The following is a 23,583-nucleotide window of genomic DNA, read 5'->3' as shown; positions in this document are numbered from 1 at the left end:
CTACATCTCCTCGGTGACGTAACGGCGGAGCCAGCTGCGGAACTCCGGCCCCAGATCTTCACGTTCGCACGCGAGTCTGACAATGGCCCGCAGATAGTCGCTGCGGTCGCCGGTGTCGTAGCGGCGGCCCTTGAAGACGACGCCGTGCACGGGGCCGCCGACCTTCTCGTCCTCGGCGAGCAGTTGCAGGGCGTCGGTCAGCTGGATCTCGTTGCCCCGGCCCGGCTCGGTCCTGCGCAGTATGTCGAACACCGCGGGGTCCAGGACGTAGCGGCCGATCACGGCGAGGTTGCTGGGCGCGTCGGCGGGCTCCGGCTTCTCGACCAGGCCGGTGACGCGCACCACGTCCGCCTCGGCGGTGGGCTCCACGGCCGCGCAGCCGTACTGGTGGATCATCGCGGAGGGGACCTCCATGAGCGCGATGACGCTGCCGCCCTCCCGCCCCTGGACCTCGGTCATCCGGGTCAGCAGGGGGTCGCGCGGGTCGATCAGGTCGTCGCCGAGCAGCACCGCGAACGGCTCGTCACCGACGTGCGGCGCGGCGCACAGCACGGCGTGGCCCAGGCCCCGGGGGTCGCCCTGGCGTACGTAGTGCATGGTCGCGAGGTCACTGGACTCGCGGACCATGCGCAGCCGGTCGGCGTCCCCCTTGCGGGTCAGGGCGCTCTCCAGCTCGTAGTTCCGGTCGAAGTGGTCCTCCAGGGGACGCTTGTTGCGGCCGGTGATCATGAGCACATCGTGCAGCCCGGCAGCCACCGCTTCCTCGACGACGTACTGGATGGCAGGCTTGTCGACGACAGGCAGCATCTCCTTGGGGGTGGCCTTGGTGGCCGGCAGGAAGCGGGTCCCGAGGCCCGCCGCCGGGATGACGGCCTTGCTGATCCTGGGGTTCGACTGGGTCATGCGCTGAACATTAACCGGCCCATCTGGGCGGAAGATGATCCTCCGGTTAATTTTGTCCTCATATAACCCCGTACGAGAGACCGGTAGGCACCCGTTGAACACCGATATGTCCGCAAAGGCCCTGCTGCGGCGTGAACTGCTCGCCGCACGTCGCCTCCTGACGGACCAGGACGTCGAACGGGCCGCCGCGGTTCTCGCCCGCCACGCGCTCGCCCTCCCGGAGCTGAACGGGGCCCGTACCGTCGCCGCGTACGTCTCGGTGGGGCGCGAACCGGGCACCCTCGCCCTGCTGGACGCGCTGCGCGCGCGGGGCGTGCGGGTGCTGCTGCCGGTGCTCCTCGCCGACAACGACCTGGACTGGGCGCCGTACGAAGGCCTCGCGGGCCTCGCGAAGGCGGGGCGCGGACTGCTCGAACCCGTCGGCGAGCGGCTCGGCCCCGACGCCGTCCTCGGCGCGGACGCGGTGCTGCTGCCCGGTCTCGCGGTGGACGCGCGCGGGATGCGCCTCGGGCGCGGCGGCGGCAGCTACGACCGGGTTCTGGCGCGCCTGACAGCCGCGGGGGCCACGCCCGCGCTGGTCGTCCTGCTGTACGCGAACGAGGTGACCGCCCAGGTCCCGGCCGAGCCGCACGACTTCCCCGTACACGCGGTGGTCACACCCGAAGGCCCCCGGCGCTTCAGCGCGAGCTGAGGCACCGGGGGCCTTCGGGGCGGCCTTCTACGGTTTCAGGGTCAGGGTGTCCGTCGTCGTCCCGGCCACGGCGTTCGTGCCGTAGGCCCAGGGCAGCAGCTCACCGTTGACCCACTTGTCGGTCTGGTCGGTGTAGTGCGCGCTGAACGCGTGTCCGGAGGCGCCGGTGAGGTTGATCCAGCGGGACTTGTCCCAGTCCCCCACGTTGACGACCATCCGCATCGACGGCACCCAGACCACTTCGTAGCCGCCGGCCGCGTTCCAGCCGGTGGCGTCCACCGCGGCCTCGCCGCCGCCGAGGTTCCACGGGCCCCGGTTGAGGACCCGCCGCAGGAGGTCGGGGCCCTCCGTGCCGAGGGTCTGGTTCTTCAGGGTCAGCTGGTGCAGCCGGCCCCAGTTCCAGGTGGTGATGTCCTTGCCGAGCTTGGCCGTCAGCTCCCAGCGCGCGTCCTCCATGGCGCGGGCGAACAGCTCGTCGCGGGTCTCGGTCGCCTTGTCCTTGCGGCTCTTGGGCGACTTCCACCAGTCACTGTCCGGCTTGTCCATGAGGTTCGCGACGACCTGGTACCAGCGGTCGCCGCCGTCCGGCTGCGCGGAGTCCGGGGAGCGCTGACCGCACTCGCGCACCAGCCGGTCCTGCTCGTCGACCGGGCCGGAGCTCTTGGCCGGACGAACGTTCAGGCACTCGCCCTCGACGCGCATCTCCTTGGGCAGCTTGTCGCCGAAGGCCAGCTTGAGGATGTTGCGCCAGACGCCGTTGAAGTACGCGGCGGCGGCCGAGTCGGCCTCCTGGGTGTAGTCCCAGCCCTCCAGCAGCTTCTGCGCCTGGCGGACGTCCTTGTCGGAGACGTTGATCTTCAGCAGTTCGGGCACCAGCAGCGCGGCGATCTCGCTGGTGTTGTCCATCTGCATCTTCTGCATGTCCTCGGTCGAGATCTTGCCGCCGCCCTTGATCTTCGACTGGACGAGGTCGTTGATCCGCTGGCTGCGGCTGCCGTAGCCCCAGTCCTTGGTGAGCAGGTACGGGTACGTGTCCTCGTCGATCACGGCCTGGTTGGCGGTGACGATGTAGCCGCGCTTCGGGTCGTACTCGTAGGGCAGCTCGTCGAACGGGATCGGGTCCTTCTTCCAGCCGTACGACGAGGACCAGCCGGGGCTGGGCGTCGTACCGTCGCCCTGCTTGCGCACCGGGATCCTGCCGGGGGCCTGGTAGCCGATGTGGCCCTTGGTGTCGGCGTAGATCAGGTTCTGCGAGGGAACCTCGAAGTGCTGGGCCGCCGCGCGGAAGGCCGTGAAGTCCTTGGCGCGGTTGAGCTCGAAGACGGCGTCCATGGAGTGGCCGGGTTCCAGCGCGGTCCACTTCAGCGCGACGGCGTAACCGTCGGCGCGGTCCGGGGCGGAGTTGGTGACGGGGGCCTTCTGGCCGACCTTCTCCAGCTCGCTGCTGCGGTCGGAGACCAGCGGCCCGTTGTTGGTCTCGCGGACGGTGATGTGCCGGTCCTTGCCGCCCGCGACCTTGATGGTCTCCTCGCGGGTGGTGAACGGCTTCGTCTTCCCGTCGTACAGGTAGCCGTCGGCGGAGACCTTCTCCAGGAAGAGGTCGGTGACGTCGGCGCCCAGGTTGGTGAAGCCCCAGGCGATGTCCTGGTTGTGGCCGATGATCACACCCGGCATGCCGGAGAAGGTGTAGCCGGCGGTGTCGTACTTGCAGGTTTCGGAGACCTGGCGGCAGTGAAGGCCCATCTGGTACCAGAGGGACGGCAGCATCGGCGCGAGGTGCGGGTCGTTGGCGAGCAGCGGCTTGTTGGTGGTCGTGTACTTGCCGGAGACCACCCAGGAGTTCGAGCCGATGCCGGTGCCGTTCGGGCCGAGCAGCGCGGGGATCTCGTCCAGGGTGTCGGAGAGCGCGCCGAGCTGCGTGTTCAGGCCCTGGGTGGCGCCCGCCACGGTGGACGCGCCGCTGCCCTCGGAGTCCGGCGCCTCGGGGTCGAACTTCCCGGTGAGCGGGGAGATCGCGCCTTCGGTGACGATCGGCTCGTGCTTGTCGTACGGGTAGGCCGGGTAGAGCTGCTCGATCTGGTCGGCGTCGAGCCGGCTCGTCATCAGCGAGCGGTCGATCTCGTCCTGCATGTTGCCGCGCAGGTCCCAGGCCATCGCCTTCAGCCAGGCGACCGAGTCGACCGGGGTCCACGCGGAGGGCTTGTAGTCGTTGGTGAGGCCGAGGGCGGCGTACTCGACGGAGATGTCCTTGCCGTCGCGCCCCTCGAGGTAGGCGTTCACGCCGTCCGCGTACGCCTGGAGGTTCTTCTTGGTCTCGTCGGACAGGACGGTGTCGTACTCCTCCTGCGCGACCTTGCGCCAGCCCAGCGTCCGCAGGAAGGAGTCCGTCTCGACCTGGCCCGAGCCGAACATCTCGGAGAGCCGCCCGGCCGTCATGTGGCGGCGGACGTCCATCTCCCAGAAGCGGTCCTGGGCCTGGACGAAGCCCTGGGCGCGGAACAGGTCGGCGTCGGAGTCCGCGTAGATCTGCGGGATGCCGTAGCCGTCGCGCTTGACGTCGACGTTGCCGGAGAGGCCGTCGAGGTGGATGGTCCCGTTCGTCTGCGGGTACGAGGCGCGCACGGTGGATACGGACCAGTACGTTCCGTAACCGACACCCGCGACGAGCGCCAGCACCAGGACGATCAGGAGCAGGCGGGCGCGTCGCCCCTTTTTCCTCTTCTTGCGCGGCCCGCCACCGGCGGTACCGGTGGATCCGGAAGAGACGGTTGTTGTGGCGGGCATCGCTGTCCTTCGAGGGCAGGGCGGTCCTGGGAGTGCAGGAGCAACCATAGGCGCAGCGCGCAAGCCGCTCGGACGCGGTATCAGGATGGCTCGAATTGCGTAGCGATCGCACGAATACTCGAAGGCATCAAGAAAACGTTAAAGATTAGGTAAGGTAACGAAGTACCGGCCGCCGGAAGCCGATCCGGTAGGCGTACGCAGGGAAAGGACCGGCCACTGACTGTCCACACGCTCAACGAACTCCTGCTCGCCTGCTCACTCGTCCTGCTCGTCGCCGTCGTGGCGGTCCGCATCTCCTCCCGCAGCGGGCTCCCCAGCCTGCTCCTGTACCTCGGCATCGGTATCGCCCTGGGCCAGGACGGCTTCTTCGACGTCGAGTTCGACAACGCGGAACTGACGCAGGTCATCGGCTACGCGGCGCTCGTCGTGATCCTCGCCGAGGGCGGCCTCGGCACGAAGTGGAAAGAGGTCAGACCCGCGCTGCCCGCGGCCGTGATGCTGTCGCTGGTCGGCGTCGGGATCAGCGTGGGCGTGACCGCGGCCGGGGCGCACTACCTGGTCGGCCTGGAGTGGCGGCAGGCGCTCATCATCGGCGCGGTCGTCTCCTCGACGGACGCCGCCGCCGTCTTCTCCGTCCTGCGCAAGGTCCCGCTGCCCGCCCGCGTCACCGGCGTCCTCGAGGCGGAGTCCGGCTTCAACGACGCCCCCGTGGTCATCCTCGTGGTCGCCTTCTCGACCGTCGGCGAGGTCGAGAGCTGGTACGTGCTGCTCGGCGAGATAGCCCTGGAACTGGCCATCGGCGCCGCCGTCGGCATCGCCGTGGGCTGGCTCGGCTCGTACGGGCTGCGCCATGTGGCCCTGCCCGCCTCCGGCCTCTACCCGATCGCGGTCATGGCCATCGCGGTCTCCGCGTACGCGGCCGGCGCCATGCTCCACGGCAGCGGGTTCCTCGCCGTCTACCTCGCGTCGATGATCCTCGGCAACGCCAAGCTGCCGCACTGGCCGGCGACCCGGGGCTTCGCGGACGGGCTCGGCTGGCTGGCCCAGATCGGCATGTTCGTCCTGCTCGGTCTGCTGGTCACCCCGCACGACCTGCTCGACGACTTCTGGCCCGCCGTCGTCGTGGGCCTGGTGCTGACCGTGGTGGCACGGCCGCTGGAGGTCTTCATCTCGCTGCTGCCGTTCCGGCTGCCCTGGCAGGAGAAGGCCCTCATGTCCTGGGCCGGGCTGCGCGGTGCCGTACCCATCATCCTGGCGACCATTCCCATGGTGTCCGGCATCGAGGGCTCCACCCGGGTCTTCAACATCGTCTTCGTCCTCGTCATCGTCTACACCCTCATCCAGGGCCCGACCCTGCCCTGGCTCGCCAAGGCCCTCGACATCGGGGACGACCCGTCCGAGGCGGCCGACCTGGGCATCGAATCGGCACCCCTGGAGCGGCTGCGCGGACACCTGCTCTCGGTGGCCGTCCCCGCGAAGTCGAAGATGCACGGCGTCGAGATCGGGGAACTGCGCATGCCGGCGGGTGCCGCGGTCACCCTCGTGGTGCGCGAAGGCAAGAGCTTCGTACCCGCCCCCTCGACGGTGCTGCGGCGCGGCGACGAACTGCTCGTCGTGGCCACCGACCCGGTGCGCGACGCGGCCGAGGCACGGCTGCGCGCGGTCGCCGAGGGCGGCAAGCTGGCCGGCTGGCTCGGCACGCCCGGCGGGCACCCCACAGACCACGGGGGCCTCACCGGGCCCCATGGGGCGGGGGCGCTCAAGGCAGTGAGGAAGCTCGGCAGGTCGGACGAGGCGAAGAAACGCGACGCGAAGGCACATCACTGAGCCCACGCCGCGTTCACAGGCGGGGAGGGGCAGTGCGCGCACAATCACAGGAACACCGCCCCTCCTGCCTGTAGCATGAAGGAAACCCAGAACCACCGATTGATCGACCAACTCTGCCTGACGCAGAGCTGGCGCGACCGTATGGCGGTCGTGGCGTCCTCCGTACCGGCTGTGCACCGCACACCGGCCGCGAGCGCCCGGCATCTACCGCAGTTCCGCGCGAAGAGGACAGCTCTCGGCAGCCCCCGCCCGGCGCACACACGTGCGGACCGCCCCGGGGAGCACGGCCACCAGGCGGCAGAAAGGCAAGGACCGTGGTGTCCACGGTCTCCGACCGCCCCGGATACGGGCAGTTGCTGCGCACCCCCGGGGCGTGGACCTTCCTCCTTCCCGGCTTCGCCGCACGGCAGCCCTTCGCGATGCTCACCATCGGCATCGTGCTGCTGGTCCAGCACACCACCGGCTCGTACGGCAGCGCCGGCGCCGTCGCGGCCGTCACCGGGGTCTCCATGGCCCTGTTCGCCCCGCAGACCGGCAAGCTCGCCGACCGGTTCGGCCAGCGGGCCGTGCTGCTGCCCGGCGTGCTGGTCCACTCCGCCGCCGTCTCGCTCCTGGTGACGCTCGCCCTGGCGGACGCGCCCCTGTGGGCGCTGTTCGCGGCGGCCGTCCCGACCGGCGCGTCCGTCCCGCAGATCGGCCCCATGGTGCGCGCCCGCTGGGCGGCCGTGCTGGGGGCGGCCCCCGGGCGCGAGGCGTCGCCGCTGCTGGCGACGGCCGCCGCGTTCGAGTCGGTGACGGACGAGTTCACCTTCGTCATCGGCCCCGTACTCGCCACCGCTCTGTGCACCGGCGTGCACCCGGCGGCCGGCCTGATCGCGGAAGCCGCGCTCACCCTGGTGGGCGGTCTGCTCTTCGCCGCGCGGCGCGCCACCCAGCCGGCCGTCCGCGACCGCGCCCTGCCCGGCGGCGAGCGCCACGCCTCCGCCCTGTCGGTCCCCGGCGTACGCGTGCTCGCGGTGGCCTTCCTCGGCATCGGCTCGGTGTTCGGCGGCATGCAGGTCTCGCTGACCGCGTTCGCCGAGGAGATCGGCAGCCCGGGCGCGAACGGTGTGCTGTACGGGATCTTCGCCGCCGGCAACATGCTGGCCGGGATCGCCTGCGGGGCCGTCGCCTGGAAGTCCGGACCCCGCCGCCGCCTCATCACCGGCTACACGGGCCTGGCGCTGACCGCGTCGGGCCTGTGGGCGATGCACTCGGTGCCCCTGCTCGCCGCGCTCGGCCTGCTGGTCGGCCTCTGCATCGCTCCGGCCCTGATCAGCGGCTACACGCTGGTCGAGGCGCTGGTGCCGGGCTCCGCGCGGACCGAGGCGTTCACCTGGCTGACGGGCGCGGTCGCGCTGGGTCAGGCGGCCGCGGTGACGGTGGCCGGCCGGCTGGCGGACGGACACGGCGCGAGCGCCGGGTTCCTGGTGCCGTTGGTGGGTACGGTGCTGGCGCTGGTGACCCTGGTGACGCTGCGTTCGAGGCTCCTGCCGACCGGTTCGGGGCGGACCGTGGCGCGTGGTATCGGTCACCGCGGGCCGGTCACGGTGGACTGATCCAGCGGAATAGGTCACTATGGAGCGTCGTTAGCACTCATCGAGTCAGAGTGCCAGGAGGAACAAAGTGCCGACCTACCAGTACCAGTGCACCGAGTGTGGCGAGGGCCTCGAAGCGGTGCAGAAGTTCACCGATGACGCTCTCACGGTGTGCCCGAACTGCGACGGACGCCTGAAGAAGGTGTTCTCGGCGGTCGGCATCGTCTTCAAGGGTTCCGGCTTCTACCGGAACGACAGCCGCGGCTCCTCGTCGAGCAGCACGCCGGCGTCGGCCGCCTCGAAGACGTCCGGATCGTCCTCGTCCGCCGGCTCCTCGACGTCGTCGGAGACCAAGTCGCCGACCGCCTCGGCGGCCACGTCCTCCGCCTCCTCGTCCTCGACGAGCGGTTCGTCGGCCGCCTGAGCCGTCGGCTTCACAGCCTTCACGAAGACCCCGCCGATCCGCTCGGCGGGGTCTTCGCCGTCCCGGCACCCGGCCGCCTCTCCCCGCCCCTCGCCCGCCTGCCGGAGCCCCGGAGCGAACGCCTACTGTGACCGCATGGCGAACGCAGAGATCGGTGTGATCGGTGGCTCGGGGCTGTACTCCTTCCTGGAGGACGTCACCGAGGTCCGCGTGGATACCCCCTACGGAGAGCCCAGCGACTCCGTCTTCATCGGCGAGACCGGCGGCCGCCGGGTCGCCTTCCTCCCCCGGCACGGCCGGGGCCACCACGTGCCCCCGCACCGCATCAACTACCGCGCCAACCTGTGGGCGCTGCGCTCGGTCGGCGTACGCCAGGTGCTCGGCCCGTGCGCGGTGGGCGGTCTGCGCCCGGAGTACGGGCCGGGCACCCTGCTCGTACCGGACCAGCTGGTGGACCGCACGAAGACCCGCGTGCAGACCTATTACGACGGTGAGACCCGGGTCGACGGGGTCCTGCCGAACGTGGTGCACCTGGGCTTCGCCGACCCGTACTGCCCCGAGGGGCGCAAGGTCGCGCTGGCCGCCGCGCGGGGGCGGGACTGGGAGGCGGTGGACGGCGGGACGCTGGTGGTCGTCGAGGGGCCGCGCTTCTCGACCCGCGCCGAGTCGCGCTGGCACGCGGCGATGGGCTGGTCCGTGGTCGGCATGACCGGGCACCCCGAGGCGGTGCTCGCCCGGGAGCTGGGCCTCTGCTACACCACGATGACCCTGGTCACGGACCTGGACGCGGGGGCGGAGGCCGGCGAGGGCGTCTCCCACGAGGAGGTGCTGAAGGTCTTCGCGGCCAACGTGGACCGGCTGCGCTCGGTCCTCTTCGACGCGGTGGCGGCGCTGCCGGCGGCCGCGGACCGGGGCTGCCCGTGCGGGCACGCGCTGGATGGGATCGACACGGGGATCGCGCTGCCGTAGGGGAGGTTGTTCCGCGGCGCCGGGGTTCCCGGTGCGGGGGCTCCCGGTGCGGGGGCTCCCGGTGCGGGGGCTCCCGGTGCAGGGTTCCGGTGCTGGTGCTCCCGGTGCCAGGGTTTCGCCCCGGTGGTGTTTCGCCCCGGCGGGTGAGCGAGTTTTCCACATCGTGGGGGTGGTCCACAGGCCCCGGCGGGAATCGGGCGGCTGGTGGATCGTGGGGGATGTCCGGCGGCCGGACCCACGGGGTCCGGCGGGCGGCCCCGACCCAACGACTCCTGACGCAGGCGGTGTTCGCGATGCGCTCGTCCGGTTCCTCCTTCTCGCCCCAGACTGCTCCCGCCGCTCCGTTCGCGGGCGGCCCACCGGGGCCGTTGCCCGCTCCCGCACCGTACGGGGTGCCCGCCTTCCCGCCGTTGCGGGTGCGTGGGGGCGCCGGTCAGCGGCTGCGCCGGGCGGTGTGGCGGCAGCGCCGCTCCATGGCGGCCGGGCTGGCGCTGACGGCGGCCGCGCTGGCCGTCTCCGGGCTTGCCGGAAGCGGCGGAGACGACGGGCACGGCGGCGGTACGGCACAGGGGGCGGCCCGGGAGCGGGCGTCGCCGCCGGTGCGCCTGGTGTCGGCGCCGGTACGGATCGCGGACGCGGAGACCGTGCGGCTGCTGAGGCCGGGCGACCGGGTGGATGTCGTCGCGTCGGGGGATGCCGGAGCGGCGGAGGCCCGGGTGCTGGCCAGGGGCGCGCGGGTGGAGCGGGTGCCGCCGGCGGCCGTCGGCGGCGCGCCGGAGGCGGGGGCGCTGGTCGTGCTGGCGGTGCCGAGGAGGACGGCCGCCGATCTGGCGGGGGCGGGGATCTCCGGCGGATTCGCGGTGATCCTGTGCTGACCCGTACTCAGATGTGGTGCGGCGGCTTCTCGTCGAGGAAGCGCGCCAGGTCCGCGGCGCCGCCGGACGGAGCCCGCTCGCCCCACCCCTGGTCCGTGTCGTCCGCGGACTGCTGGTCCAGCGGATCGTCGAAGATCAGCGCCGGCCTGGGCCGGGCCGGCGTGGTGGGCTCCGCGTCGCGCGGGCCGGGGGCGGTACTCATGCCTCCAGGGTACGGCCGCCCGGCCCGGGCGGCCGGTCAGCGGTCCTTGGGGTCGAGCAGCCAGAGCCCGAGGACGACGAGGAACGAGAGGCAGAGGAAACCTGCGCCCCACCAGGCGGTGCCGGTGTTGCCCTCCATCCACTCGTCGACGATGACCATCAGGCCCCACAGCTGCCCGATGACGACGCTCATGGCCAGCACGAGGCGGGCGGTGAGCTTCGAGGACCGCTCCGGCTCCTGGTCGGTGCCGGCTCCGGGCCCGGGCCCGGTGTGGCGGACGCGGGGGTCGCCGTAGCCGCTGGTGGGCCGGATCTGCGGGTAGCGCTCGCGGACGGGCCGGTTGAGCTCGGCCCGCGCACTGCCGGGGTGGTACTCGGGGTAGTGCGGGCCGGGGTGCTGCGGGGGGCCCGGGTACTGCGGGTCGGGGGAGGGCCGCGGCGTGCCGGAGCCGCCCGGAGGCCGGCGGTCGTCGTCGCTCATGTCGGGCTCCCGGGGGTGTCGGACGCAGCGGCTCCGGTACGGGTACGCGTACGGGACGGCCCGGGGGCCACCGTGCGGGCGGCGGCTCCGGGGGCGGGAGGTGCCTCGGCGCCGTCACGGACGCCGGGGCAGCCGAGGCGGGAGGCCAGGTCGGGGCGGTCCTCGCCGAACTGGCGGCACAGTCCGTCCTCGATGCTCTCGCCGGACCGGGTGGTGCCGACGGCCCAGATGCTGCCGTCGGTCTGCTCGGTGAGCACCACCTTGGGCAGCCCCCGGGGCGGCGGCCCGGCGGTGACCTCGCCGCTGCGGGCGTCGAAGACACCCTCGTGGCAGGGGCAGTACAGCTCGCCCTCGGTGCCCCGGTCCTTGCGCCAGAGCACGGCACAGGCGAGGTGGGTGCAGATCGCGGAGTAGCCGACGAGCGTGCCGTCGTCGAGCCGGACGGCGACCGCGCGGTCCTCCTCGTCGGGGTAGTCGAAGGCGATGGACTCGCCGGGAAGGAGCCGGGAAGCGATCTTCTTCGGGGCGGGGGCCTTGCCGTCGTCGGGGTCGCCGTGGCGGGGCAGGATGCCGCCGGCGACGCCGAGGCCACCGACGGCCAGCCCGCCGGAGACGGTGGCGACGATGCGCAGGTAGTCGCGGCGGGTGGTGAGGGCGTCGGCGGCGATCCGGTCGTGCAGGGCCTCGCGCGGGTCCCCGGAGGCCGGCTGGCCGGGCGCGCCGGGCGGTGTACTGCCCGCGTCACGGGGCGGGGGCTGATTCGGGTCGCCGGGGGGCGGGTAGCCGGTTTCGGTCACCGTCGGACGTCCTTCCCGTTGATCTCCACGACGGGCAGGCCGCCGGGTACCGGCCACTGGACCCGGTCGGCGGGCACGACCATCGCGACGCCGGTGCGGACCTCGCTCTCGCCGAAGACGAAGGAGTCGGCGACCTGGACGCCGGGGCGTTCGGCCTGGAGCTCCTCGACTGTCCCGTAGAAGAGCGCGCCGGTCGGGCAGACGGTGGCGCACATGGGGGCGAGGCCGTAGGCGGTGCGGTCGTAGCAGAGGTTGCACTTCATCTGCAGTTTCGCCTGGAGGTCGATCTTCGGTACGCCGAAGGGGCAGGCGTTGACGCAGTTGGCGCAGCCGATGCAGCGGGTGGTGTCGGCCTGCTGCACGACGCCGTCGGCGGTCACCAGGATCGCGTCGGCGGGGCACACCTCGGCGCAGGGTGCGACGGGGTCCTCGCAGTGCATGCAGACGGTGGGAAGGGAGGCGACGGACTGGCCCTCGTCGGTGTAGTCGAGGTGGATCATGGACTTGCCGCGGTGCGAGTCGCATTCACGGCAGGCGGAGACGCAGGCCTGGCAGCCGATGCAGCGCCCCGGGTCGATGAAGATCGTTCGGCCCATCATGCGGGCATCAGCTCCTCTCCGAGGTGCCGCGGCCCTGTGGAGAGGTGGGCGGCAGTGGGTCGGTGCGGGAGACCTGGGTCTCCGGATAGGCGACGTGCCCGGGTGCGACCGGGGGGGCGGGGACCTCGTCGATCCGCTCGGCGTGCTCGATGCGGCAGGCGCACACCTTGTACTCGGGGATCTTGGAGCGGGGGTCGAGGGCGTCGATGGTGAGCGCGTTGGCGGCGGTGGGGACCGGCCAGTGGTACGGGATGAAGACGGTGTCGGGGCGGATCGCCTCGGTGACCAGGGCGGGGAAGACCTCGCTGCCGCGCCGGGTGACGACGCGGACGGGTTCGCCGTTGCGGAAGCCGTGGGAGGGGTGGACCTCGGCCCAGGGGCGCGGGGTCTGCTCGACGAGCCCGCCGAGCCTGCGGGTCTGGTTGCCGGAGAGGAAGTGGGCGACGGTACGTCCCGTGGTGAGCGTCATGGGGTGCTCGTCGTCGTACGGGTCCATCGGCGGGTGCCACTCGACGACCTGGAGGTGGATCTTGCCGTCGGGGTGGTAGGTCCTGCCGTCCTCGAAGAGCCGGGGGGTGCCGGGGTGGTCGGTGGAGGGGCAGGGCCAGGCGATGCCGCCGGTCTCCTCCAGCCGTTCGTAGGTGATGCCGTAGTAGTCGTTGACCGTGCCGGCGGAGGCGATCCGCAGCTCGTCGAAGACCTCGCGCGAGTTGCTGAAGTCGAACTTGTCGCCGGCGCCGAGTCGTCGGGCGAGTTCGCACATCACCCAGGTGTCCGTACGGACTCCGGGGGGCGGGTCCTGGGCCTTGTTGTGCTTGACCACGCGGGCCTCGGCGTTGGCCATGACGCCGTCGTCCTCGGCCCAGGTGGTGACGGGGAAGACGACGTGCGCGTTGGTGGCGGTCTCGGAAAGGAAGAAGTCGAATTGGGCGTGGAACTCGGTGGCGTCGTACCCCTCCTTGACGACCTTGTAGTTCGGCAGGGAGACGAAGGGGTTGTTGCAGATGCCGATCAGGCCGCGGATCTCGCGGCGCTGCATCTGCCAGACCATTTCCATCATCGAGGTCCCGGCGGGCGGGAGTTCGGACTCCTCGATGCCCCAGATCTCGCAGATCTGCCGGCGGTGCTCCGCGTTGTTGATGGAGCGCCCGCCGGGAAGGAGGTCGGATTTCTGGCCGTGCTCGCGGCCGCCCTGCCCGTTGCCCTGGCCGGTGATGGTGCCGTAGCCGGCGCCGGGCTTGCCGATGTGGCCGGTGGCGGTGCAGAGGTTGATCACGGTGAGGCAGTTCTCGACGCCCTGCGAGTGGTGCTCGATGCCGCGGGCGTGCCAGGCCATGGCCTTGGGGGCGCGGGCGAAGGTGCGGGCGACCTGGACGATCTGTTCGGCGGGGATGCCGCAGATCTCGGCGGCGCGGGACGGCGGGTACTCGGCGACCTTGGCCTTGACCTCCTCCCAGCCGGTGGCGTGGGCGGCGAGGTAGGCCTCGTCGGTGAGGCCCTCCTCGACGATGACGTTCAGCACGGAGTTGAAGAACGCGGAGTCGGTGCCGGGTTTGAGGGCGACGTGGATGTCGGCGGTCCGGGCGATGGCGGTCTCGCGGGGGTCGATCACGATGAGGCTGGCGCCGCGGTCCCGGGCTCCCCATACGTACTGGGTCATCACGGGGAAGCACTCGCCGACGTTGGAGCCGGCGATGAGCAGGCAGTCGGTGAGGAGGATGTCGGAGAAGGGGTTGCCGGCCCGGTCGATGTTGAAGGCGAGCTTGTTGGCGCCGGCGGCGCTGACCATGCAGAGCCGGCCGTTGTAGTCGACGTGCCGGGTCTTGAGGGCGACCCGGGCGAACTTGCCGACCAGGTAGGTCTTCTCGGAGAACAGGCTCGCTCCGCCGAGCAGCCCGAAGGCGTCGTTCCCGTACGTCTGCTGGATGCGTCTGATCTCGGCGACGGTGAAGTCGAGCGCCTCGTCCCAGGAGACCTCGCGGAAGTCCTCGTCGCGGGAGCGGCGCATGAGGGGGGCGGTGAGCCGGTCCGGGTGGTTGATCTGCTGGTAGGCGTTGATGCCCTTCGGGCACAGGCGCATGCGGTTGATGTCGTGGTTGCGGGGCTCGACACCGAAGACCTTGCCGCCGCGGTCGACGCGCAGATACATGCCGCACTGGACGCCGCAGAAGCAGCAGTGGGTGGGGACGAGGGTCTCGCCGTTCTGGTCGGCGTGCCACCGGTCGGCGGGGATGCCGCCCGCGTCGCGGAAGGCGCGGGTGCCCGGCGGTGCGAGGGAGGGGTCGATGGGGACGACCGCATGCGGTTCGGGGGAGCGCGGGTCCGCGGTCACTTGAAACCCTTCTTCACATGTGAGAGGTAGGCGCTGCCTCGCAGCACCCGCTTGCAGCGCGGGCAGTATTCGGCCCACTCGTCGAAGCCGAGGCTGAGGTCGCGCATGGTGCCCCGGAGGTTTTCGACGTACGGGGCGGTGTCGATGGGCTCCTCGCAGCGGCGGCAGCCGAAGACCTCTTCGTCCTGTCGGCCGGTGTACTTGAACAGCTGCATGCCGACGGCGGCGGGCCGCTGGACGATGTGGAAGAACTTCCCGAACGGGATGTAGATGAGGGTGAAGACCACGGCGACCATGTGGAGGATCGCCAGGAACTCGTAGCCGCCGCCGTGCAGGAAGATCGAGGAGAAGGTGAGGAGCAGACCGGTCACCGAGATGACGATGAGCGCGATCAGCGGCACCAGGTCGTAGGCGAACCGCTGGCCCGTGATGGCCGCCCGGTCCTTCATCCGCCGCCACAGGAAGTAGGAGGCGCCGGGGATGACGAGGACGGCGGCGATGTCCAGGCCGTGGAACATCAGCCAGCCGAGGAGGTTCAGGGAGCCGAACCCGATGATCTTGAAGCCCCAGATGCGCATTTCGTAGCCGGGTCCGGAGCCGGTCGCCGAGGTGAAGGTGAACCAGCCCCAGGTCAGCGGGAAGGTGATCAGCGCGGCGAGGATGCAGCCCCAGAAGATCAGCTGGTGGGCGGCCCAGCGGGCGTGCGAGCGGGCGCCGAGGAACTTCTGGAAGCCGAGGTAGGTGGCGATCATCTTCGGCAGCGCGGTGGGTGCCCTGCGGAAGTTGGCGGCCGAGAAGAGGCTCCCCCAGCCCTTCTTGAACAGCCGCTGGGCGCCGGGCGCGGAGACCCAGACGGTGTACCGGTACGCGACGCCGAAGGCGAGGAACACCGTGGCCACGGCGTACGGCAGCAGCGCGGAGTCGAAGTGCTCCAGGAACCGGCTGCCGAGCACGATGGCCACGATCAGCAGAAGGGAGACGATGACGCCCGCCGCGGTGGCCCGCCCGGTGACGGACCGGGGAACGAGCCCTCCGGCGCGTACGGATCCGTTCGGGGGCGGCGGACCGCCGGCCGCCCCCTCGACGGTCCCGGTACGGCCCCCGGGGGCGGGCTGCGCGGCTGCGCCTGCGGCTTCAGGTGGCTCGGTCACGGTGCCACGGTAGGACCGCCCGGGGTGATTAGTCCTGTTTTGTGAGCCCGGAGAGTGAGCGAGTCGCGGTGGAGTGGGCCGGGGGCGAGCACCCTGTCGCCGCCCGAACCCACCGAGGGCGCCCTCGTGGCGGTCGACGCGGCGGGTGCGAAGGCCGTGGGCCAGGCCCTCGTGAAGGGGTGCGGGCGGCCACGGGCATGGAGGGAGCGACGGCGGGGGCACTTTCCCGCCCTAGGCGGTCCCTACGGGCCGCACCCGCACCCGGAGGACGGGCCGGGGAAACCGACTCGCCGACCGCGCAAGGAAGTTCGGGCGGCGTACGCGGAACCTTCCGTGCGCCCCGGGCGTTTTTCTGAACCCCGGTTCCGATGTCAGCCCCAGGGGCTACGTTAAGCACGCATCAAGTCACACGCGGCGACGGCCTGGAGACAGCACCTTGAGCGATCCGTACGAGACGACCGAGCAGCACCTCGAGCGAATCCTGCGACGGGCTCTCAATTCGTTCGACCTGCCCGACAGCACCGTGGAGCGGCTGGGTTCCGCGCTGGCCCACAGCAGTTCCCTGCACTCCTCGCACCACAGCGCCACCCTGCACCGCGAGACCTACCGCCACACCTACCTGCTGAGCGACGGCTCCCCGTTGACCCTGTGGGAACTGGTGCACGGCGGTCCGCGCGGAGCCGGTCATCCCGACACCCGCCAGCACGAGCTGTACGACCAGGAGGCCGACGCCCACATCGCCGCCGCCCGGCTGGCCGGCAGCCTGTGGGACGTTCCCGACTTCGGCGACGACGAGGGGGCGCAGGCCGACCTGGAGCTCATGTCGGCCCTGCTGGCCACTCCCCCGGCCCCGCTCCCCCGGATGTACGCGCCGGACAACTCCGCGGACCATGCCCGCCGTGTGCTGCGCCGCGCGGAGAACGGCGACGTGCCCGGCGAGGAGACCGCCCATCTGCTGCGGGCCGCGTTCGCCCACCACATCACGCAGGTCTTCGGCCGCCAGTGCCAGGTGGAGGGCCGGGACGCCGGGTTCACGCTGTACGAGCACGCGTTCCTGCTCCTCGACGGCAGCGAGACGAGCCTGTGGGAGGTCGAGCACACCGCGACGCCCGACGGCCGCCACATGTGCGAGGTGTACGGCGACGAGGAGACGGCGCGCGGCGCGATGGAGGCCCGGACGCGCATCTGCTGACCGGCCCGGCCCGGCCCCGGCCGGCACCCGCGCAGAGAACCCCGGCGCCCGCCCAGCGCCCCGCCGCATGCCGGTGCCCGCATCCCCCGGGGGATGCGGGCACCGGTGACTCTGCCGCGTACGCCGTCGGCTCAGTGCGTGAGCACCGGCTCCTCGGCGGACTCCTCCGCGGCGGGCTCCGCCGCCTCCGCGCCCTCCACGTGCTGCTTCGGCCTGGCCGGCAGGGCGAACATCACCACGAAGATCAGGACCAGCACACCGGCCACCCACCACAGCGACTGCTCGAAGGCGTCGGCGAACGCCGGGCCGATCTGCGCCGGGGTGAGCCGGTCGCCGATCGCCCCGTAGAAGACGACCGAGACGAGCCCGAGGCCGAGCGCGTTGCCCATCTGCTGCACGGTGTTGAACAGACCGGAAGCGGAACCGGAGTGTTCCTTGGGCACCTCGGACAGTACCGCGTCGGCCAGCGGCGCCACGATCAGCCCCATGCCGACGCCCATGACCACCAGCGGCAGCGCCATCTGCCAGGACGTGATGTCCATGCCGTAGTGGTCGGCCTCCCAGATGTAGAGCAGCAGGCCGGCCGCCATGAGCAGCGCACCCGTCTGGAGGACCTTGCGGCCGAAGCGGGGCACCAGCTTCTGCACGGAGAGGCCGGCGGCCACCGAGACGGAGACGGAGAACGGGATTCCGGTCGTGCCGGCCCGCAGCGCGCTCCAGCCGAGGCCCATCTGCATGTACAGGGTCCAGACCAGGAAGAAGATGCCCAGCCCGATGCCGAAGGTCAGCTGCACGGCGATACCGGCGGCGAAACTCCTGACCCGGAACAGCGAGAGCTCGACCAGCGGCGACCCGTCCCGGCCGGCCTTGGCGCGCTCGAACAGCACGAGGACGAGGAAGACGAGGACGCTCCCGGCCATCGACAGGTGGCCCCACAGCGGCCAGCCCAGCTCGCGGCCGCGGGTCAGGGGGTAGATCAGCATCAGCATGCCGAGCGTGACGAGCACGACGCCGACCAGGTCGAGGCGCAGTGCCTTCGGCGACTTGGACTCGGTGATGAACCTGCTGCCCAGGACCAGGCCGAGGATGCCGACGGGCAGGTTGATCAGGAAGATCGGGCGCCATTCGAGACCGGCGATGTTCCACTCGGTCAGCAGGGCGCCCAGCAGCGGTCCGGACACCGCGCCGAGACCGACGATCGCGCCGAAGAGACCGAAGACCTTGCCGCGCTCGTGGGCGGGGAAGGTGGCGTGCACGATCGACAGCACCTGCGGCACCATCAGCGCCGCCGTCGCTCCCTGGAGGAAGCGGGAGGCGACCAGCATCTCCGGGTTGGCGGCGAATCCGCAGAGCGCGGAGGCGAGGGTGAAGCCGCCTATGCCGACGAGGAAGAGCCGCTTGCGGCCGTAGATGTCACCGAGCCGGCCGCCGGTGATGAGCCCGGCGGCGAAGGCCAGGGCGTAGCCGGCGACGATCCACTGGATCGAGGTGAACGAGGCACCGGTGTCCCGCTCGATGCTGGGGATGGCGATGTTGACGATCGTGACGTCGACGAGGTCCATGAAGGCCGCGGTCATCACGATGGCCAGGGCGAACCACCGGCGGCGGTCCGACGGGGCCTGGGCCGCCGCCGACGGTCTCCCCGCGGAAGGGGCTTCCGTCGAGGGGGCCGCGGGCGACGGCTGAGGTGCGGAGGAAGTCATGGGAAGAACTTAAACGGGTATTAGGTCAGTTCATGACCCATTGAGGTCTCATGCTGGGTGACATGACCGACACCCCGGCACGTCTGCTGAATCTGCTGTCCCTGCTCCAGACGCCGCGCGAGTGGCCGGGCAGCGAGCTCGCCGAGCGGCTCGCCGTCAGCCCGCGCACCATCCGCCGCGACATCGACCGCCTCCGTGACCTCGGCTATCCGGTCGAGGCGTCGCGCGGTTCGGTCGGCGGCTACCGGCTCGTGGCGGGCACCGCCATGCCGCCGCTGCTGCTGGACGACGAGGAGGCGGTCGCCATCGCGGTGGGGCTGCGGGCCGGCGCCGGTCACGCCATCGAGGGCGTCGACGAGGCCTCGGTACGGGCGCTGGCCAAGCTGGAGCAGGTGCTGCCGTCCCGGCTGCGGCACCGGGTCTCGACCCTGCAGAACGCGACGGTGCCGCTGGCCCGGGGCGACGGTTCGACGATCGACCCGCGGACCCTGACCGTGATGGCCTCGGCGGTCACCGGCCGGGAGCGGCTGCGGTTCGCGTACCGGGCGGGGGACGGCGCCGAGACGCGGCGGCAGGTCGAGCCGTACCGGCTGGTGAGCACGGGGTGGCGCTGGTATCTGGTGGCGTACGACCTGGGGCGGGAGGCGTGGCGCACGTTCCGGGTGGACCGGGTGAGCGAGCCGTTCGCGACCGGGTCGCGGTTCACGCCCCGGGAGCTGCCGACGGGGGACGCGGCGGAGTTCCTGACCGATTCGATGACGCGCCGGCAGCCGGAGATCGAGGTGGACGTGAGCTTCGCGGCGCCGCCGGAGTTCGTCGCGTCGCGGCTGCCCGCCAGGATCGGCCCGCTGGAGCCGGAGGGCGAGGGCGGCTGCCGGCTGCGGGGTGTGCTGCGGGACTCGCTGGAGTGGGTGGCACTGCGCCTGGCACTGGTGGACTGCGAGTTCACCGCCCACCAGCCGCCGCAGCTGGTGGCGTACCTCGCGGACCTGGGCGGCCGGCTCAGCCGCGCGGCGGCGTCCTGAGGCCCGCGGCGGGGCCGGGCGGGGCCGCGCGTAAAAGAATGAGCCCCGGCGCCAGGGGGGGTGGGCGCCGGGACTCAGCTCAGGGGGGCCAGGTGAAGCGGCCCAATTCGGAGGTTACTGGACTCGGGCTCAGGCTGCAGCGTCAAAGCCCGTGTCGTGAGCCATTCTCTTCAATTCGAGCAGTGCGTGCTTCTCGATCTGGCGGATGCGCTCGCGGGTGAGGCCGTGTTCCTTGCCTACCTCGGTCAGCGTGCGCTCGCGGCCGTCCTCGATGCCGTACCGCATGCGGATGATCGACGCGGTCCGGTTGTCGAGCTTGCCGATCAGCTCCTCCAGCTCCTCGCTGCGCAGCAGTGTGAGCACCGACTGCTCGGGCGAGACGGCGGAGGTGTCTTCGAGGAGGTCACCGAACTGGGTGTCGCCCTCGTCGTCCACGGACATGTTGAGGCTGACCGGGTCGCGGGCCCAGTCCAGTACGTCGCCGACGCGCCCCGGGGTGGAGCCCAGCTCGGCGGCGATCTCGGCGTGCTCCGGGTCGCGGCCGTTCTCCCGGTTGAACTCGCGCTGCACCCGGCGGATGCGGCCCAGCTCCTCCACCAGGTGGACGGGGAGCCGGATCGTGCGCGACTGGTCCGCTATGGAGCGGGTGATGGCCTGGCGGATCCACCACGTGGCGTACGTGGAGAACTTGAAGCCCTTGGCGTAGTCGAACTTCTCGACCGCGCGCACGAGGCCCGCGTTGCCCTCCTGGATCAGGTCGAGCAGGGGGAGGCCGGCCCGCGGGTATCGGCGGGCGACGGCCACGACGAGGCGGAGGTTGGAACGGATGAACACGTCCTTCGCGCGCTCGCCCTCGGCAACCAGCGCCTCCAGCTCCTCGCGCGAGGCGCCGCCCGCGTCGCTCTCGACCTCACCGTCGAGGATCCGGCGGGCGTAGACGCCCGCCTCGACCGCCTGCGAGAGGTCGACTTCCTTGGCTGCGTCGAGCAGTGGCGTACGCGCTATCTCGTCCAGGTACATGCCGACCAGGTCGCGATCGGCGATCTCTCCGCCCACGGCGCGAACACTGCTCGCCCGGTTGGTCCCGCCGGTGGCGGACGAACGACGGGCGACGGCACGGGTTGCCATGCGTGCTCCCTTGCTGAGTAGGTCGCGACACCCTCTCGGGTGCCCTGCATCCGATGGAAACAACGACTGGAATCCGGACAGAATTCCCATGACTGGCATTCAATTTCGCGATCATGCAGTACCCTGTGTCGCCACCGGGGCGGGCGCCTGGCGCGGCCGGGCACGTCCGCGCAGGTCGGAGCGGTTGCCGAGGACACCTGAGAGCCCACCGGCGCTCTCGGCGGGGCCTGCGCGACTCCGCCGTACCGGTACCCCGGAAGACGGCCGGTACGGGTGGCGGGTTGCCCGGCATCGCGGTACCGGGCCCGGCTCCCGTGCGTCCGGGACCAAAGTCCTGGTCCCCATGCCCCAGGACCTTGGGGCCAGCGCCCGTTACCGGGGGCGCACCGGAGTCCTAGCGTCACTGTCATGAACGAGACGACGCCCCGCACCGTGCCCGCCACCACCGCCCCCGACACCTCCGGGACGCTCGACGAGGCCCTGGAGCGGCTGCACTCCTCCGGCCCCGAGCGCGACGGCTGGCTGAGCAATCACGCCCCCATGGCCGTGGAGGCGCTGGTCCGCCGCGGCCAGGCGTCCGGCGTGCACCGCTGGCTGGACCACTACCGGGCGAAGCTGGAGGACATGCCGGACCGTTTCGCCGAGGTCACCCCGGTGAACTGGCAGGAGGCCCTCGGCGACCCCCGCCGCATCGCCGACTGGGCGGCGTACTTCGAGCGGGAGACCGCCGACCGGCCGTGGCGCGACGTGCTCGCCGAGTGGTGGCCCCGGCTGCTCCCCGGCATCGCGGGCGGCTCCACGCACCCGGTGATCCGGGTCGGCCACGGCGTGCGCACCCTGCTGACGAGCGAGGAGAACGGCCCCCGCGTCAAGGAACTGGCCCACGCGCTCGGCTACTGGGCCGCCCGCCATCAGCCGCTGCCCCCGCTGACCTCGCTCGCCCCCGCCCCGAGCGCCGGCGACGCGCTGGCCGCCGTGGCGCGGGTGCCCGACCAGAGCGGCGGCATCCGGGCCCGGCTGGCCCAGCTCACGTCGTTCCCGCAGTGGCCGGGGCTGCCCGTGGCCGGTGCGGACGAGGCCCGCGACCGGCTGGAGGAGCTGGTGCGGGCCGCCACCCACCGCTACGCGGAGTACGGGCACGGGGCGCCGGTCATGCTGGTGCACGCGGCGACCGCGCCCAACGCCGTACTGCGTACGCTGCCGGCGCTGCCGCGCGAGCTGTGGGCGCCGAGCGTGGGGGCCGCGTGGGCGGCGAGCGCGGCGGTCACCGCCGCGTACTCCCCCGCCGGGCCCGTCGCGCTTCCGGCCGGGTACGCGGCGTCCCTGTCGGCGGACGAGGTGTTCGCGCGGGCGGCGGCGCACGGCGACGACCACACCATCAAGTTCACGGACACCGCCCTGGACGTGGGCGACGCGACGGCCCTGGCCGCCGCGCTGCGCTCGGTGGAGCTGAACCCGCCGGCGCTGTGAGGCGCCTCAGCCGTACTGCACCGAGCGCTTCGCCAGTCCCATCCAGAACCCGTCGATCACGCTGCGCCCCTGGTCGAGCTCCTGCTCGGCGGCGCCGAGGGTGACGAACAGCGGGGCGAAGTGCTCGGTGCGCGGGTGGGCCAGCCGGCCCGCCGGGGACTTGCGCTCGAAGTCCAGGAGCGCGTCGATGTCCTGCGCCTGGAGCGCGCGGTGGCCCCAGTCGTCGAACTCCGCCGACCAGCCGGGGGTGCCGCCGCCCGCGTGCCGCAGGGCGGCCAGGTTGTGCGTGAAGAAGCCGCTGCCGATGATCAGGACGCCCTCGTCGCGCAGCGGCGCCAGCTTGCGCCCGATGTCCATCAGCTTCTGCGGGTCGAGCGTCGGCAGGGAGATCTGGAGCACCGGGATGTCGGCCTCGGGGAACATCTCCACCAGCGGTACGTACGCGCCGTGGTCGAGGCCGCGGTCCGGGATGTCCTGGACCGGCGTGCCGGCGCCGCGCAGCAGTTTGCGCACGCTCTCGGCGAGCCGCGGGGCGCCGGGGGCGGCGTAGCGCACCCGGTAGTAGTGGTCGGGGAAGCCCCAGAAGTCGTAGACCAGCGGGACCGTCTCGGTCGCGCCGAGTGCGAGCGGGGCCTCCTCCCAGTGGGCGGACACCATGAGGACGGCGGTGGGGCGCGGCAGCTCAGCCGACCAGGCCGCCAGCTCGCCGGGCCAGACGGGGTCGTCGGCCAGGGGCGGTGCGCCGTGGGAGAGGTAGAGGGCGGGCATGCGCTCCGCGGTGATCGTCATGACACTCCCCATCTGCGGCTACTCAAGGTAAGTCTTCTGCAGGAGGCTTCGACAGGAAAGATTCTTTAATCTTCAAGCTCCTACCTTCGGAGACCTTAGCTCTATCTAGTTAAACTTTCAAGAAAAGGTCGTACAGTGGAGTCCATGACCACGGCATCAACCGGGGCGCCGCTCTGGCTCACCGACGAAGAACAACGCGTCTGGCGCGCGTATCTGCACGCCACCACGCTCCTGGAGGATCACCTCGACCGCCAGTTGCAGGCCGATGCCGGCATGCCGCACATCTACTACGGCCTGCTCGTCCAGCTCTCCCAGGCACCCCGCCGCCGCATGCGGATGACCGAACTGGCCAAGAACGCCAAGATCACCCGCTCCCGCCTCTCGCACGCCGTCGCCCGGCTGGAGAAGAACGGCTGGGTGCGCCGCGAGGACTGCCCCTCCGACAAGCGGGGCCAGAACGCGGTCCTCACCGACGAGGGCCACGAGATGCTCCGCCGCTCGGCGCCCGGCCATGTGAAGGCCGTCCGCCAGGCGATGTTCGACCGCCTCACGCCCGAGCAGGTGAGCTCGCTGGGCGAGATCATGAAGGTCCTGGCGGCCGGACTGCAGCCGGACTGCCCGGACGCCGACCTGCCCTGGCTGCGCTGAGCCACCCGGCCCCGGCA

Annotated in this window: 21 protein-coding genes; 10 read left to right on the top strand and 11 right to left on the bottom strand. The window is 71.6% G+C overall.

All coding sequences use genetic code 11. The features are described from left to right. Entirely contained in the window at positions 1–903 is a 903-nt protein-coding gene (galU, locus tag ABZ564_RS26580) for a UTP--glucose-1-phosphate uridylyltransferase GalU (protein WP_360861231.1), read from the bottom strand. A gap of 106 nt (positions 904–1,009) precedes the next feature. Between galU and ABZ564_RS26575 the strand changes: the two genes are divergently transcribed. Further along, the gene (locus tag ABZ564_RS26575; RefSeq protein ID WP_360861229.1) at positions 1,010–1,594 is read left to right on the top strand and encodes a 5-formyltetrahydrofolate cyclo-ligase; all 585 of its coding nucleotides are present in this window, start codon (positions 1,010–1,012) and stop codon (positions 1,592–1,594) included. Between the two features lie 27 nt (positions 1,595–1,621). Here ABZ564_RS26575 and ABZ564_RS26570 read toward each other — a convergent pair whose 3' ends face one another. Beyond that, complete coding sequence (locus tag ABZ564_RS26570; RefSeq protein ID WP_360861227.1) at positions 1,622–4,378, bottom strand: penicillin acylase family protein; 2,757 nt, start codon at positions 4,376–4,378, stop codon at positions 1,622–1,624. Positions 4,379–4,621: 243 nt separating this feature from the next. Here ABZ564_RS26570 and ABZ564_RS26565 point away from each other — a divergent pair, with 243 nt between their 5' ends. The 5 genes from ABZ564_RS26565 (at position 4,622) to ABZ564_RS26545 (ending at position 10,050) form a co-directional block, all read left to right on the top strand. Then, on the top strand, positions 4,622–6,205 hold the full coding sequence (locus ABZ564_RS26565; RefSeq protein ID WP_360861250.1) for a potassium/proton antiporter: 1,584 nt from the start codon (positions 4,622–4,624) through the stop codon (positions 6,203–6,205). Positions 6,206–6,519: 314 nt separating this feature from the next. Then, complete coding sequence (locus tag ABZ564_RS26560; RefSeq protein WP_360861225.1) at positions 6,520–7,803, top strand: MFS transporter; 1,284 nt, start codon at positions 6,520–6,522, stop codon at positions 7,801–7,803. Positions 7,804–7,870: 67 nt separating this feature from the next. Beyond that, entirely contained in the window at positions 7,871–8,206 is a 336-nt protein-coding gene (locus tag ABZ564_RS26555; protein ID WP_360861223.1) for an FmdB family zinc ribbon protein, read from the top strand. 135 nt (positions 8,207–8,341) lie between these two features. Beyond that, positions 8,342–9,175, top strand: a complete 834-nt coding sequence (locus ABZ564_RS26550; protein ID WP_360861221.1) for an S-methyl-5'-thioadenosine phosphorylase — start codon at positions 8,342–8,344, stop codon at positions 9,173–9,175. 416 nt (positions 9,176–9,591) lie between these two features. Next, positions 9,592–10,050: a hypothetical protein gene (locus tag ABZ564_RS26545; RefSeq protein ID WP_360861248.1), complete on the top strand. Its 459-nt coding sequence runs from the start codon at positions 9,592–9,594 to the stop codon at positions 10,048–10,050. Positions 10,051–10,057: 7 nt separating this feature from the next. Here ABZ564_RS26545 and ABZ564_RS26540 read toward each other — a convergent pair whose 3' ends face one another. The 6 genes from ABZ564_RS26540 to ABZ564_RS26515 are packed head-to-tail and all read right to left on the bottom strand — an operon-like array spanning position 10,058 to position 15,611. Further along, positions 10,058–10,252 (bottom strand): hypothetical protein, encoded by a 195-nt coding sequence (locus ABZ564_RS26540; RefSeq protein ID WP_360861219.1) that lies wholly within the window; start codon positions 10,250–10,252, stop codon positions 10,058–10,060. 36 nt (positions 10,253–10,288) lie between these two features. Next, positions 10,289–10,732: a hypothetical protein gene (locus ABZ564_RS26535; RefSeq protein ID WP_360861217.1), complete on the bottom strand. Its 444-nt coding sequence runs from the start codon at positions 10,730–10,732 to the stop codon at positions 10,289–10,291. Next, positions 10,729–11,529: a Rieske (2Fe-2S) protein gene (locus ABZ564_RS26530; protein ID WP_360861215.1), complete on the bottom strand. Its 801-nt coding sequence runs from the start codon at positions 11,527–11,529 to the stop codon at positions 10,729–10,731. Before ABZ564_RS26530 ends, ABZ564_RS26535 begins: the two co-directional genes overlap by 4 nt. Continuing rightward, positions 11,526–12,128 carry a 4Fe-4S dicluster domain-containing protein gene (locus tag ABZ564_RS26525; RefSeq protein WP_360861213.1) on the bottom strand — a complete coding sequence of 201 codons (603 nt, stop codon included), beginning with the start codon at positions 12,126–12,128 and terminating at the stop codon, positions 11,526–11,528. The genes ABZ564_RS26530 and ABZ564_RS26525 overlap by 4 nt, the downstream gene beginning before the upstream one ends. A gap of 7 nt (positions 12,129–12,135) precedes the next feature. Beyond that, positions 12,136–14,460, bottom strand: coding sequence for a molybdopterin oxidoreductase family protein (locus tag ABZ564_RS26520; RefSeq protein WP_360861211.1), 2,325 nt, complete (start codon positions 14,458–14,460; stop codon positions 12,136–12,138). Further along, a complete protein-coding gene (locus tag ABZ564_RS26515; RefSeq protein WP_360861209.1) occupies positions 14,457–15,611 on the bottom strand; it encodes an MFS transporter in 1,155 nt (384 codons plus the stop codon). The genes ABZ564_RS26520 and ABZ564_RS26515 overlap by 4 nt, the downstream gene beginning before the upstream one ends. Before the next feature lie 436 nt (positions 15,612–16,047). Here ABZ564_RS26515 and ABZ564_RS26510 point away from each other — a divergent pair, with 436 nt between their 5' ends. Then, on the top strand, positions 16,048–16,803 hold the full coding sequence (locus ABZ564_RS26510; RefSeq protein WP_360861207.1) for a DUF6227 family protein: 756 nt from the start codon (positions 16,048–16,050) through the stop codon (positions 16,801–16,803). A 131-nt stretch (positions 16,804–16,934) separates the two neighbouring features. Here ABZ564_RS26510 and ABZ564_RS26505 read toward each other — a convergent pair whose 3' ends face one another. Beyond that, on the bottom strand, positions 16,935–18,506 hold the full coding sequence (locus ABZ564_RS26505; RefSeq protein ID WP_360861205.1) for an MFS transporter: 1,572 nt from the start codon (positions 18,504–18,506) through the stop codon (positions 16,935–16,937). A 62-nt stretch (positions 18,507–18,568) separates the two neighbouring features. Between ABZ564_RS26505 and ABZ564_RS26500 the strand changes: the two genes are divergently transcribed. Next, complete coding sequence (locus ABZ564_RS26500; protein ID WP_360861204.1) at positions 18,569–19,531, top strand: transcriptional regulator; 963 nt, start codon at positions 18,569–18,571, stop codon at positions 19,529–19,531. 129 nt (positions 19,532–19,660) lie between these two features. Here ABZ564_RS26500 and ABZ564_RS26495 read toward each other — a convergent pair whose 3' ends face one another. Continuing rightward, positions 19,661–20,659, bottom strand: a complete 999-nt coding sequence (locus ABZ564_RS26495) for a sigma-70 family RNA polymerase sigma factor (protein ID WP_360861202.1) — start codon at positions 20,657–20,659, stop codon at positions 19,661–19,663. Between the two features lie 408 nt (positions 20,660–21,067). Here ABZ564_RS26495 and ABZ564_RS26490 point away from each other — a divergent pair, with 408 nt between their 5' ends. Beyond that, positions 21,068–22,129 carry a questin oxidase family protein gene (locus ABZ564_RS26490; protein WP_360861200.1) on the top strand — a complete coding sequence of 354 codons (1,062 nt, stop codon included), beginning with the start codon at positions 21,068–21,070 and terminating at the stop codon, positions 22,127–22,129. 6 nt (positions 22,130–22,135) lie between these two features. Here ABZ564_RS26490 and ABZ564_RS26485 read toward each other — a convergent pair whose 3' ends face one another. Then, positions 22,136–22,918 (bottom strand): class III extradiol ring-cleavage dioxygenase, encoded by a 783-nt coding sequence (locus ABZ564_RS26485; RefSeq protein WP_360861198.1) that lies wholly within the window; start codon positions 22,916–22,918, stop codon positions 22,136–22,138. A 135-nt stretch (positions 22,919–23,053) separates the two neighbouring features. On the opposite strand from ABZ564_RS26485, the gene ABZ564_RS26480 reads away from it, so the two are divergent. Further along, positions 23,054–23,566: a MarR family transcriptional regulator gene (locus ABZ564_RS26480; RefSeq protein WP_360861196.1), complete on the top strand. Its 513-nt coding sequence runs from the start codon at positions 23,054–23,056 to the stop codon at positions 23,564–23,566. The last annotated feature ends 17 nt before the right edge of the window (positions 23,567–23,583 follow it).

Origin of the sequence: Streptomyces sp. NPDC019224, from assembly GCF_040632605.1 — a bacterium.
Taxonomy (GTDB): Bacteria; Actinomycetota; Actinomycetes; order Streptomycetales; family Streptomycetaceae; genus Streptomyces.
Note: the sequence above shows the minus strand (reverse complement) of the source record. Positions and strands in the feature narration are given on the sequence as shown.

Coding starts and splice junctions, on each gene's coding strand:
- ABZ564_RS26505 (WP_360861205.1), bottom strand. CDS start 18,506: ATGACTTCCTCCGCACCTCAGCCGTCGCCCGCGGCCCCCTCGACGGAA.
- ABZ564_RS26485 (WP_360861198.1), bottom strand. CDS start 22,918: ATGACGATCACCGCGGAGCGCATGCCCGCCCTCTACCTCTCCCACGGC.
- ABZ564_RS26570 (WP_360861227.1), bottom strand. CDS start 4,378: ATGCCCGCCACAACAACCGTCTCTTCCGGATCCACCGGTACCGCCGGT.
- ABZ564_RS26495 (WP_360861202.1), bottom strand. CDS start 20,659: ATGGCAACCCGTGCCGTCGCCCGTCGTTCGTCCGCCACCGGCGGGACC.
- galU (WP_360861231.1), bottom strand. CDS start 903: ATGACCCAGTCGAACCCCAGGATCAGCAAGGCCGTCATCCCGGCGGCG.
- ABZ564_RS26525 (WP_360861213.1), bottom strand. CDS start 12,128: ATGATGGGCCGAACGATCTTCATCGACCCGGGGCGCTGCATCGGCTGC.
- ABZ564_RS26490 (WP_360861200.1), top strand. CDS start 21,068: ATGAACGAGACGACGCCCCGCACCGTGCCCGCCACCACCGCCCCCGAC.
- ABZ564_RS26575 (WP_360861229.1), top strand. CDS start 1,010: ATGTCCGCAAAGGCCCTGCTGCGGCGTGAACTGCTCGCCGCACGTCGC.
- ABZ564_RS26550 (WP_360861221.1), top strand. CDS start 8,342: ATGGCGAACGCAGAGATCGGTGTGATCGGTGGCTCGGGGCTGTACTCC.
- ABZ564_RS26500 (WP_360861204.1), top strand. CDS start 18,569: ATGACCGACACCCCGGCACGTCTGCTGAATCTGCTGTCCCTGCTCCAG.
- ABZ564_RS26535 (WP_360861217.1), bottom strand. CDS start 10,732: ATGAGCGACGACGACCGCCGGCCTCCGGGCGGCTCCGGCACGCCGCGG.
- ABZ564_RS26540 (WP_360861219.1), bottom strand. CDS start 10,252: ATGAGTACCGCCCCCGGCCCGCGCGACGCGGAGCCCACCACGCCGGCC.